Source organism: Mycobacterium sp. DL99 (assembly GCF_004762045.1).
Classification (GTDB): domain Bacteria; phylum Actinomycetota; class Actinomycetes; order Mycobacteriales; family Mycobacteriaceae; genus Mycobacterium.
This window is the reverse complement of record NZ_SJOM01000007.1, coordinates 6,545,160-6,555,557: the sequence shown is the minus strand read 5'-3', so window position 1 is coordinate 6,555,557 and position 10,398 is coordinate 6,545,160. Positions and strand designations below refer to the sequence as shown.

The 10,398-nt window shown below is 67.0% G+C and carries 11 protein-coding genes; 7 read left to right on the top strand and 4 right to left on the bottom strand.

Translation table 11 applies throughout. The annotated features are described in order from the left end of the window. Positions 1 to 49 precede the first annotated feature (49 nt). The 4 genes from EYZ64_RS31880 to pknB are packed head-to-tail and all read left to right on the top strand — an operon-like array spanning position 50 to position 6,082. Complete coding sequence (locus tag EYZ64_RS31880) at positions 50 to 1,465, top strand: FtsW/RodA/SpoVE family cell cycle protein (RefSeq protein WP_135459700.1); 1,416 nt, start codon at positions 50 to 52, stop codon at positions 1,463 to 1,465. Next, positions 1,462 to 2,940, top strand: a complete 1,479-nt coding sequence (pbpA, locus tag EYZ64_RS31875; RefSeq protein ID WP_135459699.1) for a D,D-transpeptidase PbpA — start codon at positions 1,462 to 1,464, stop codon at positions 2,938 to 2,940. The genes EYZ64_RS31880 and pbpA overlap by 4 nt, the downstream gene beginning before the upstream one ends. Further along, positions 2,937 to 4,214: a protein kinase domain-containing protein gene (locus tag EYZ64_RS31870; protein WP_135459698.1), complete on the top strand. Its 1,278-nt coding sequence runs from the start codon at positions 2,937 to 2,939 to the stop codon at positions 4,212 to 4,214. Before pbpA ends, EYZ64_RS31870 begins: the two co-directional genes overlap by 4 nt. Continuing rightward, positions 4,211 to 6,082 carry a Stk1 family PASTA domain-containing Ser/Thr kinase gene (gene pknB, locus EYZ64_RS31865; protein WP_135459697.1) on the top strand — a complete coding sequence of 624 codons (1,872 nt, stop codon included), beginning with the start codon at positions 4,211 to 4,213 and terminating at the stop codon, positions 6,080 to 6,082. Before EYZ64_RS31870 ends, pknB begins: the two co-directional genes overlap by 4 nt. Here the strand turns inward: pknB and EYZ64_RS31860 are convergent. Together EYZ64_RS31860 and EYZ64_RS31855 are read right to left on the bottom strand one after the other, a co-directional pair. Further along, positions 6,060 to 6,734 (bottom strand): aminodeoxychorismate/anthranilate synthase component II, encoded by a 675-nt coding sequence (locus EYZ64_RS31860; RefSeq protein WP_135459696.1) that lies wholly within the window; start codon positions 6,732 to 6,734, stop codon positions 6,060 to 6,062. The two genes, pknB and EYZ64_RS31860, sit on opposite strands and share 23 nt — an antisense overlap. 17 nt (positions 6,735 to 6,751) lie before the next feature. Further along, positions 6,752 to 7,501 carry a DUF881 domain-containing protein gene (locus EYZ64_RS31855; protein ID WP_135459695.1) on the bottom strand — a complete coding sequence of 250 codons (750 nt, stop codon included), beginning with the start codon at positions 7,499 to 7,501 and terminating at the stop codon, positions 6,752 to 6,754. Positions 7,502 to 7,595: 94 nt separating this feature from the next. Between EYZ64_RS31855 and crgA the strand changes: the two genes are divergently transcribed. Both crgA and EYZ64_RS31845 read left to right on the top strand, forming a co-directional pair. Continuing rightward, entirely contained in the window at positions 7,596 to 7,880 is a 285-nt protein-coding gene (gene crgA / locus EYZ64_RS31850) for a cell division protein CrgA (RefSeq protein ID WP_075924053.1), read from the top strand. Positions 7,881 to 8,035: 155 nt separating this feature from the next. Further along, positions 8,036 to 8,452, top strand: a complete 417-nt coding sequence (locus EYZ64_RS31845) for a PH domain-containing protein (RefSeq protein WP_135459694.1) — start codon at positions 8,036 to 8,038, stop codon at positions 8,450 to 8,452. A gap of 77 nt (positions 8,453 to 8,529) precedes the next feature. On the opposite strand, the gene EYZ64_RS31840 is transcribed toward EYZ64_RS31845, so the two are convergent. Continuing rightward, positions 8,530 to 9,057 (bottom strand): peptidylprolyl isomerase, encoded by a 528-nt coding sequence (locus tag EYZ64_RS31840; RefSeq protein ID WP_135459693.1) that lies wholly within the window; start codon positions 9,055 to 9,057, stop codon positions 8,530 to 8,532. Between the two features lie 144 nt (positions 9,058 to 9,201). On the opposite strand from EYZ64_RS31840, the gene cwsA reads away from it, so the two are divergent. Further along, positions 9,202 to 9,600 carry a cell wall synthesis protein CwsA gene (gene cwsA / locus EYZ64_RS31835; protein WP_135459692.1) on the top strand — a complete coding sequence of 133 codons (399 nt, stop codon included), beginning with the start codon at positions 9,202 to 9,204 and terminating at the stop codon, positions 9,598 to 9,600. A 63-nt stretch (positions 9,601 to 9,663) separates the two neighbouring features. Here the strand turns inward: cwsA and EYZ64_RS31830 are convergent, their stop codons facing one another. Continuing rightward, positions 9,664 to 10,290, bottom strand: a complete 627-nt coding sequence (locus EYZ64_RS31830; RefSeq protein ID WP_135459691.1) for an Rv0361 family membrane protein — start codon at positions 10,288 to 10,290, stop codon at positions 9,664 to 9,666. Between the last annotated feature and the right edge of the window lie 108 nt (positions 10,291 to 10,398).

Here is a 10,398-nt window from a genome sequence, read left to right as displayed (position 1 = left end):
CGCTGCCTCCCCCACCACAAGAACCGGGGAAGAACTGCCGAGCGGTGTCATGACGACTCAACCCCAGTCGCCGGTTACCGTCACGCCGCCGCTACCCAATCGGCGCAATGCGGAACTGCTGCTTCTGGGGTTCGCGGCCTTCATCACCACGGTCGCGCTGCTGATCGTCGAGGCCAACCAGGAACAGGGCCTGAACTGGGATCTGGCCCGCTACGTCATCGTGTTCATCGTCCTGATGGGCGCCGCGCACCTGGCCGTGCGCCGGTTCGCGCCCTATGCCGACCCGCTGCTGCTGCCGGTCGTGGCACTGCTCAACGGGCTGGGCCTGGTGATGATCCACCGGCTGGACCTGGCCAAGGGTGAGACGGCCTCCGACGGGCTCGGCGGCACCGCCAATCAGCAGATGATGTGGACGCTGGTGGGTGTCATCGGGTTCTCGGTCGTGGTGGCACTGCTGACCGACCACCGCATGCTCGCCCGGTACGGGTACATCTGCGCGCTGACCGGCCTTGTGCTGCTTGTCATTCCGGCGTTGTTGCCGGCGAAGTACTCCGAGCAGTACGGCGCCAAGATCTGGATCCAGTTTCCTGGCTTCTCGATTCAGCCCGCCGAGTTCTCCAAGATTCTGCTGCTGATCTTCTTCGCAGCGGTGCTGGTGGCCAAGCGTGATCTGTTCACCAGCGCGGGGAAACACTTCTTCGGACTCGACCTGCCGCGACCCCGCGACCTGGCCCCCCTGCTGCTGGCCTGGGCGGCCTCGGTGGGTGTGATGGTTTTCGAAAAGGATTTGGGCACTTCACTTCTGCTGTATGCGTCGTTCCTGGTGCTGGTCTACGTGGCTACCGAGCGACTGAGCTGGGTGGTCATCGGACTCGCCTTGTTCGCCGCGGGAAGCGTTGTGGCATACCAGGTTTTCGGCCACGTCCGGGTGCGCGTGGAGACCTGGCTCGATCCGTTCGCCGATCCTGACGGCGCCGGCTACCAGATGGTGCAGTCCCTGTTCAGTTTCGCCACCGGCGGCATCTTCGGCACCGGTCTGGGCAATGGACAGCCCGGGACCGTGCCCGCCGCGGCCACCGATTTCATCATCGCCGCGATCGGCGAAGAGCTCGGATTGGTCGGGCTGGCAGGCGTTCTCATGCTTTACACGATCCTGATCATCCGCGGCATGCGCACGGCGATCGCGGTGCGCGACAGCTTCGGCAAGCTCCTGGCGGCCGGGTTGGCCTCGACGCTGGCCATTCAGCTGTTCATCGTCGTCGGCGGCGTCACGAAGCTGATCCCGTTGACCGGCCTGACCACCCCGTGGATGTCCTACGGCGGCTCCTCACTGCTGGCCAACTACATCCTGCTGGCCATCCTGGTACGCATCTCGCACGCCGCACGCCGGCCCATCACCACCACCCCGACGCCGAACCCGACCCCCATCGCCGCGGCCAACACCGAGGTGATCGAGAAGGTATGAACACCTCCCTGCGCCGGGTGGCAGTCACGATCATGGTGCTGATCGTGCTGCTGTTGGCCAACGCCACCATCACCCAGGTCTTCACGGCCGACGGGTTACGCGCCGACCCGCGCAACCAGCGGGTGCTGCTCGACGAGTATTCGCGCCAGCGGGGCCAGATCACCGCCGGCGGCCAGCTGATGGCCTACTCGGTGGCCACCGACGGCCGGTTCCGCTTCCTGCGCACCTACCCCAACCCCGACGTCTACGCCCCGATCACCGGGTTCTACTCGCTGGGCTATTCGAGCACCGGGCTGGAGCGGGCCGAGGACGCCATCCTCAACGGATCGGATGAGCGCCTCTTCGGCCGTCGGCTCGCCGATTTCTTCACCGGCCGCGACCCGCGCGGCGGCAATGTCGACACCACGATCAACCCGCAGGTGCAGCAGGCGGCCTGGGACGCGCTGCAGCACGGCTGCAGTGACGGCCCCTGCAAGGGCTCTGTGGTGGCCCTGGAGCCTTCGACGGGCAAGATCCTGGCAATGGCGTCGTCTCCCTCGTACGACCCCAACCGGCTCGCCACACACGACCTCAACGCGCAGAGCGAGGCCTGGCAGCAGTTGCGCGACAACGAGCAGTCCCCGCTTCTCAACCGCGCCATCGCGGAGACCTACCCACCGGGCTCGACGTTCAAGGTGATCACCACCGCGGCGGCGCTGCAGTCCGGCTCCACCCCGGACACCCAGCTGACCGCGGCGCCGCGGATCCCGCTACCCGACAGCACCGCCACGCTGGAGAACTTCGGTGGGGCCTCGTGTGGGCCCGGACCGACCGCCTCCCTGCGCGAGGCGTTCGCCAAATCGTGCAACACCGCCTTCGTCGAGCTGGGGATCAAAACCGGGGCCGACAAGCTCAAGGCCACCGCCCAGGCCTTCGGGCTCGATACTCCCCCGGCGGCCATCCCGCTGCAGGTGGCCGAATCCACCACCGGACCCATCTCCGACGGCGCGGCGCTCGGTATGTCCAGCATCGGGCAGCGCGATGTCGCGTTGACTCCGCTGCAGAATGCGCAAGTGGCCGCGACCATCGCGAATGACGGCATCGCCATGCGCCCGTATCTTGTGGATAGCCTAAAAGGACCCGACCTGACCACGATCGCCACCACCGCCCCCGCCCAAGAGCGCCGGGCGGTGTCACCCCAGGTCGCAGCTACACTTACGGACTTGATGGTCGCCGCCGAGCAGGTGACTCAGCAGAAGGGAGCCATCGCCGGCGTGCAGATCGCTTCGAAGACCGGTACGGCAGAGCACGGGACGGATCCCCGTAACACTCCGCCGCATGCCTGGTACATCGCATTCGCACCGGCCAGCGACCCCAAGGTCGCGGTCTCGGTGTTGATCGAGGACGGCGGGGACCGGTTGTCGGCCACCGGCGGCGCACTCGCCGCCCCGATCGGACGCGCCACCATCGCGGCGGCGCTACGGGAGGATTCATGAGTCCCCGGGTTGGAGTCACGCTGTCCGGGCGGTACCGGCTGCAGCGACTGATCGCCACCGGCGGTATGGGTCAGGTCTGGGAGGCCGTGGACTCGCGGCTGGGCCGGCGCGTCGCGGTCAAGGTGCTCAAGGCCGAGTTCTCCACCGATGCCGAATTCGTCGAGCGGTTCCGGGCCGAGGCCCGCACCGTGGCGATGCTCAACCACCCTGGCATCGCCAGCGTGTACGACTACGGCGAGACCGATATCGACGGCGAGGGCCGCACCGCGTATCTGGTGATGGAGCTCGTCAACGGTGAGCCGCTGAACTCGGTGCTCAAGCGGACCGGGCGGCTCTCGCTCCGGCATGCCCTGGACATGCTCGAGCAGACCGGGCGCGCGCTACAGGTGGCCCACACCGCCGGGCTGGTCCACCGCGACGTCAAGCCGGGCAACATCCTCATCACCCCGACCGGCCAGGTGAAACTGACCGACTTCGGCATTGCCAAGGCCGTCGACGCCGCCCCGGTAACCCAGACCGGCATGGTGATGGGCACCGCCCAGTACATCGCGCCCGAGCAGGCCCTCGGCCACGACGCCACCGCTGCCAGCGACGTCTACGCGCTGGGAGTCGTTGGCTACGAATCGGTTTCGGGCAAGCGTCCATTCACCGGCGACGGTGCGCTGACGGTCGCGATGAAGCACATCAAGGAGACCCCGCCGCCGCTGCCCGCGGATCTGCCGCCCAACGTCCGCGAGCTGATCGAGATCACCCTGGTGAAGAACCCGGGGATGCGTTACAAGTCGGGCGGGCCGTTCGCCGACGCGGTCGCCGCGGTGCGCTCCGGCCGCCGTCCCCCGCGTCCCAACCAGGCCCCGACTCTGGGCCGGGCCGCTCCGGCCGCGGTTCCCTCGGCCGCCCAGGCCCGCGCCGCGGCCGAGCTCACCGGCCGCACCCCGGTGACCGCCACCCGGGCCAGGCCGACCACCGCCGCCCACCGGCCCGCACCGGCTCCGCGGCGCACGTTCTCGTCGGGTCAGCGGGCCCTGCTGTGGGCCGCCGGGGTACTCGGCGCGCTCGCTATTGTGATTGCCATCCTGATCGTGCTCAACGCACAGGATCGCAAGGATCAGCAGCAGTCACCACCGCCCACGGTCACCGACACGGTGACCCAGACGACGCCTTACCAGACCCCGGCAGCGTTGCCGGACCTGGCATTCCACGTGATCTTGCCCAGAGAAGCCGGGGCTGACGCTCCGGCCACCTCAGGGGCCCCGGAACAGATACTGCGATGACGACGCCTCAGCACCTCTCTGACCGATATGAACTCGGTGAAATTCTCGGCTTCGGCGGCATGTCCGAAGTCCACATCGCACGCGACACGCGGCTACACCGCGATGTCGCGGTCAAGGTGCTGCGGGCCGATCTGGCCCGTGACCCCAGCTTCTACCTTCGGTTCCGCCGTGAAGCACAGAACGCGGCCGCGCTGAACCACCCCGCCATCGTGGCGGTCTACGACACCGGAGAGGCCGAGACGCCCAACGGTCCGCTGCCCTACATCGTCATGGAGTACGTCGACGGTGTGACGCTGCGCGACATCGTGCACACCGATGGGCCCATGACGCCGCGCCGCGCGATCGAGGTCATCGCCGATGCCTGCCAGGCGCTGAATTTCAGCCACCAGCACGGCATCGTGCACCGCGACGTCAAGCCGGCCAACATCATGATCAGCAAGAACAACGCTGTGAAGGTGATGGACTTCGGTATCGCGCGGGCCTTGGCCGACACCGGCAACAGTGTCACGCAGACCGCCGCGGTGATCGGCACCGCGCAGTACCTGTCGCCCGAGCAAGCCCGCGGTGAGACCGTCGATGCCCGTTCCGACGTCTACTCGCTGGGCTGTGTGCTCTACGAAATGCTCACCGGTGAACCACCTTTCATCGGTGATTCACCGGTGGCGGTGGCGTATCAGCATGTTCGCGAGGATCCGGTCCCGCCGTCGCAACGCCACGCCGGCATCTCCCCGGAACTCGACGCCGTGGTGCTCAAGGCCCTGGCCAAGAACCCGGACAACCGCTACCAGACCGCTGCCGAGATGCGTACGGACCTGATCCGCGTTCACAGCGGTGAGGCCCCGGAGGCCCCCAAGGTGCTCACCGACGCCGAGCGGACGTCGATGATGAACTCCGGGCCGATGCTGGCCCAGGGCGGCGGGGTGCCCACCCAGAACATGGTCGTGCCCCGCCCGGCCGACCGCAATGCCTCGATCGCCCGCTGGTTGATCGCCGTCGCGGTGCTGGCGGTGTTGACCGTGGTGGTGACGGTGGCGATCAACATGTTCGACGGCAAGTCACGCGACGTGCAGGTGCCCGACGTGAGCGGCCAGCGTTCGGCGGATGCCGTTGCCGCACTGCAGAACCGCGGTTTCAAGACCCGCACCGAGCGCAAGGAAGACAACAAGGTCCCGCCGGAGTTTGTGATCGGCACCGACCCGTCGGCCAACAGCATGGTGGCCGCTGGCGATGAGATCACCGTGAACGTTTCCGCCGGACCCCAGCAGGCTCAGGTGCCCGATGTGGCCGGGTTGACCCCGTCCCAGGCCCGCCAGAAGCTCAAGGACGCCGGGTTCGAGAAGGTCAAAGAATCCACGAGCCCGTCGACACCCGAACAGAAGGGCCGGGTGCTGGCCACCAATCCGCCGGCCAACCAGACCGCGGGGATCATCTACGAGGTCACGCTCGTGGTCGGTTCGGGCCCGGAGGACACAGCGGTTCCGTCCTGCACCGGCCAGTCGGTCGACGTGTGCAAGCAGATCCTCACCGCGTCGGGATTCACCAACACCGTCGTCATCGAGGTCGATCACACCGCAACCGCAGGCCAGGTGGTCGGCACCGAACCGCCCGCCGGTACGTCGGTACCCAAGGACACCCCGATCCAGATCCATGTCTCGAAGGGCAACCAGTTCGTCATGCCCAACCTGGTCGGGCAGTTCTGGGATGACGCCTACCAGCGCCTGAGCGCGCTGGGCTGGACCGGGGTCCTGGACAAGGGGCCGGACGTGCGCGACAGCGGTCAGCGGACCAACGCGGTCGTCACCCAGAGCCCGTCCCCGGGCACCGGGGTGAACTTCGGCGCGAAGATCACACTGAGCTTCGCGTCGTAGCCGCCGCCACGGCGCGGGCCACCTCGGCCTCGAGCGTGGCCACCAGGTGTTCCTCGGGAGCGGCACCGCACACACCGAGCCAGTTGGCCAGCATGCGGTGCCCGCCCTGGGTGAGGATCGACTCCGGGTGGAACTGCACGCCATGAATCGGCAGCTGTCGATGGCGCACGGCCATGATCACGCCGCCGTCGGTCTGCCCGATGACCTCGAGCTCATCGGGCACGGTCTCGGGCAGGATCGTCAGAGAGTGGTAACGGGTCGCGGTGAACGGATCCGGAAGGCCCTTGAGCACGCCGGCATCGGCGTGATGCACGACGCTCGTCTTGCCGTGGAGCAGTTCGGGCGCCCGGTCGACGGTGCCCCCGAATGCCACCCCGATGGCCTGGTGCCCGAGGCAGACGCCGAGTAGGGGAGTGCCGGCCGCGGCGCACGCGCGCACCAGCGGAATCGTGGCTCCGGCCCGTTCCGGCGTGCCCGGGCCCGGGCTCAGCAGGACGCCGTCGAAGTCGGCCGCCACCTTGGCGAGGTCGGCTTCGGTGGCCAGGCGATCGTCGTCGTTACGCCACACCTGCGCGTCCACCCCGAGCTGACCCAGATACTGGACCAGGTTGAACACGAAGCTGTCATAGTTGTCGACGACCAGAACCTGCATCGGGCCAGGTTACCGGCTCAGTAGCCGACCGGGCCCGCGGGTTTCGCGTAGCGCATCCGCAGCGGCTCGGTGTGCCCTACCAGGTCGACCTCGGCGCGCGGCTCCTCCGCATAGCCCAATCCGAACCGCACCACGTACTGCTTGTAGAGGGTGACGTTCGGGGCGGCCGCCAGCGCGGCCTGCATGGCGGAGGCATCGCCGATCGCGGTGATCACGTAGGGCGGGCTGTAGGTCCGTCCGTTGAGTAGCAGGGTGTTGCCGACGCAGCGGGGTGCCGACGTGGCGATGATGCGTTGGTCCTGCATCTGGATGCCCTCGGCGCCGGCACTCCACAGTGCGTTCAGGACGGCCTGGATGTCCTGTTGGTGCACCACGAGGTCGTCGGGGGAGGCGTCGCGGGGAAAACGGCCCTGGGCGTCGCGCTGGGCGTCGTTGAGCGTGACGACCAGGCCGGGTCCCCGCATGGGCACGGTGCCCGCGTCGACGGCCAGCTCGGCGGAGCGCCGGGTGATGGCCCCGAGCGCCGCGTGTGATCCGGGGGATCCGCCGTGATGGCTGTCGATCTCGGTCGACAGCGAATCGCGCTGGACGGTCAGCCGGTCCACCGACTGCTGTGCCTCGCGCACCAGGTCGACGAGGCGCGGTGCGTCGCTACGGCGAATCTCGTCACCGCCCGAGACGCTGTGGGTAGCGGCCAGGAGCAAGCCGGCGGCCAGGCAGACGACCGGGACGCCGAAGCGCCACGGGGATCGATCCGGTTGGTCCATCGCAGTCTCTCCTGGACGTGCAGCTACGTTAGGCTCGTGAGGCATCCTGCCTCATCGTCGCACCGTGTGACGCCGACTGTCCGCGAAGGTACCCATGCCCAAGTCCAAAGTCCGTAAGAAGAACGATTTCACCATCAAGGCGGTGAGCCGGACCCCGGTCAAGGTGAAAGCCGGGCCGTCGAGTGTATGGTTCGTCGCGCTGTTCATCGGCCTCATGCTGTTCGGCCTGTTGTGGCTGTTGGTGTTCCAGCTGGCCGCGACCAACCCCGTCGACACCCCGTCCTTCCTCCAGTGGATGGCTGACATGGGTCCGTGGAACTACGCGGTGGCCTTTGCCTTCATGATCAGTGGGCTGTTGCTCACCATGCGCTGGCGATAACCCCGGACGACGTCATAATGAATTCATCTTACGGTTTTAGCGTTACCGGTTCAGCAACCTTGGCGATGCTCAATCACATCGTTGTGATTCATCCCCATTGGGGATAGCACCTGTGGATAACTCCATTAGTCGCGGTAAGAGGGTGTGAAGAGCCCGTGCAGCAAACTCAATGGGGCCCACCTGCTGCCGGAGTCGCTGGTTGCGGCATAGGCGGACTTATGATGGCTATCGCAGCTGTGACCCTGATCACAGACCCGCCCGGACGTGTTCTTGCCGGCATAGCTGGGGTGGGATTGCTCACGTTCGCAACATTGTCGTGGCGGGCACGACCCAAACTGGCAATTAACCAAGACGGTCTCACGGTCGCAGGGTGGTGGCACACCCGGACATATCGCCGCAATGAGATCCGGACGATCCGCATCACCGAGTTCCGCCGGATCGCCCGCAAGGTCTGCCTGCTGGAGATCGACACCGTCGACGACCGCTTGGTGGTCCTCACGCGCTGGGATCTCGGAACGGACCCTCTCGACGTCCTGGACGCGCTCACACAGGCCGGTTTCGCGGCCCGGTGAGTGAAGGGACCCCACACAACACGCGACGCCCCCGACTAGGGGGGCGTCGCGCATTTGTAGGTGCGGGGTTGGGCCCGTTATGACACGGTGACCGATTCGATGACAACCGGCTCGGCCGGGCGATCGGAACGATCGGTGGCGGTGGACGCGATGGCGTCGACCACCTTCTGGGACTCCGGATCCACGACCTCACCGAAGATGGTGTGGCGCCGGTTCAGGTGCGGGGTCTGACCGACCGTGATGAAGAACTGGGAGCCGTTGGTGCCCGGCCCGGCGTTGGCCATCGCCAGCAGGTAGGGCTTGTCGAACTGGAGCTCGGGGTGGAACTCATCAGCGAACTGGAAGCCCGGGCCGCCGCGACCGGTGCCGGTCGGGTCGCCGCCCTGGATCATGAAGCCGTCGATCACCCGGTGGAAGACGACGCCGTCGTAGAACGGACCGGAGGTTCCGCCCGAGGCATTCTCGGTGCTGTAGTCCTTGGTGCCCTGCGCCAAGCCGACGAAGTTGGCCACGGTCTTGGGAGCGTGGTTTCCGAACAGTGCGATCTTGATGTCGCCGCGATTGGTGTGCAGTGTCGCCGTCGCGGTCTGAATGGGGCTCGTCACGGCTACTCAGTCTGCCATCCCGGCCGCCGGCAACCGTCAGATACCCCACCAACACCCCGCGACTCGCGCAGAGATGGCAGTCTGGATCTCAGCCGACATACCGGCCCACTCCACCTCCGCCGCCAGTGCCCAGAAAGGTGCCAGATGACCGCGAACGTCGATACCCGGTTGGCCCCCCGTCAGCGCCTAGCCCGCGGTTTGAAATACAGCACCATCGGTCCGGTCGACGTGACCCGTGGTGTGGTGGGCATCAGCGCCAACACGGTGTCCGCCGCGGCGGCCGGGCTACGCAAGCGCTACGAGTCGGGCAAGCTGCGCCGTCAGCTTGCCGCGGCCGCAGCCGCGGTGGCCGCACTGCCCGAGGTACTGCAGGAGGCCGCCGCGGCGCCACAGCCCAAGCGGCGCCGTCGCGGGCTGGCGATCGCCGCGGTCGCCGCAGCGGTCCTGGCCGGTGGGGCCGTGGCATTCTCGATCGTGCGGCGGTCCAACCGGCCCGAGCCCTCGTCGCTGCCACCGAGCGTGGACGTGACACCCCGGCCCTGATCCGGCCCCCAGAACTTGCCAAATTGTTGTGACACATGACGATCCCGGGTGCCGGCTGGCCGGCTATTCCGACGACGGCCCCTGACAGTCCAGCCATTGGCCGTCTTCCTGGCGGAACGTGTTCGGCTCCGTGCTGGTGGCTGGTGGCTTGTCGCCCGATTTCCACGTGACGGTCAGATCAGCGGTCGCGTTGTCTCCGGTGACCTTGACGTTCTCCACCTTGTCGATCGTCACTGTCGTTGTCTGCCGGAGAATCTCGAGGTTCGCCGCCTTGTAGGCCGGTTCGTCATAGCCGATCAATGCATCGACCAGTTGGCCGATCGTGGCGTCTGATGCGGCGGGGTACTGCTGTTTGAACGCCTCGGCCATCACGTCGGCAGGCTTCGCGGCCAATTCCTCAGGCGTTCCGACCTCGCTGAGCGGTGGGAACATCGTGTCCGGCTGGGCCAGAACGGCGTCACGGTACTGCGCACAGGTCAGCTCGGCCATCCTGTCGAAATTGAAACCCGCCATCGCAGCTTCTTGCTCATCGATCAGGTCGCGGATCTGCTGCTCGTCGCTCGCCCCGGCCTGAGCCGAGGTGGCAGCAGGATCCGACGACGCCGGCTTGCTTTCCGATCCGCAACCAGCGACCGCCAGCACGGCCAGTCCGACGATGAACGCTCGTATCACGTAGTTCCTCTTCCTCACGGTGGCGCTACCGGCTTTGTATGGAGCATGCCGAGGGCAGACGGTCTCCGGCCTGCCGTCTGTGGACAGCGGCAGCTTACCGACTGGGTGAGTCGAGGTCACGAACAA

What these genes read in the sequence shown, in the direction of transcription:
- EYZ64_RS31880 (WP_135459700.1), top strand. Translation starts at nt 50, where the DNA reads ATGACGACTCAACCCCAGTCGCCGGTTACCGTCACGCCGCCGCTACCC.
- pbpA (WP_135459699.1), top strand. Translation starts at nt 1,462, where the DNA reads ATGAACACCTCCCTGCGCCGGGTGGCAGTCACGATCATGGTGCTGATC.
- EYZ64_RS31870 (WP_135459698.1), top strand. Translation starts at nt 2,937, where the DNA reads ATGAGTCCCCGGGTTGGAGTCACGCTGTCCGGGCGGTACCGGCTGCAG.
- pknB (WP_135459697.1), top strand. Translation starts at nt 4,211, where the DNA reads ATGACGACGCCTCAGCACCTCTCTGACCGATATGAACTCGGTGAAATT.
- EYZ64_RS31860 (WP_135459696.1), bottom strand. Translation starts at nt 6,734, where the DNA reads ATGCAGGTTCTGGTCGTCGACAACTATGACAGCTTCGTGTTCAACCTG.
- EYZ64_RS31855 (WP_135459695.1), bottom strand. Translation starts at nt 7,501, where the DNA reads ATGGACCAACCGGATCGATCCCCGTGGCGCTTCGGCGTCCCGGTCGTC.
- crgA (WP_075924053.1), top strand. Translation starts at nt 7,596, where the DNA reads ATGCCCAAGTCCAAAGTCCGTAAGAAGAACGATTTCACCATCAAGGCG.
- cwsA (WP_135459692.1), top strand. Translation starts at nt 9,202, where the DNA reads ATGACCGCGAACGTCGATACCCGGTTGGCCCCCCGTCAGCGCCTAGCC.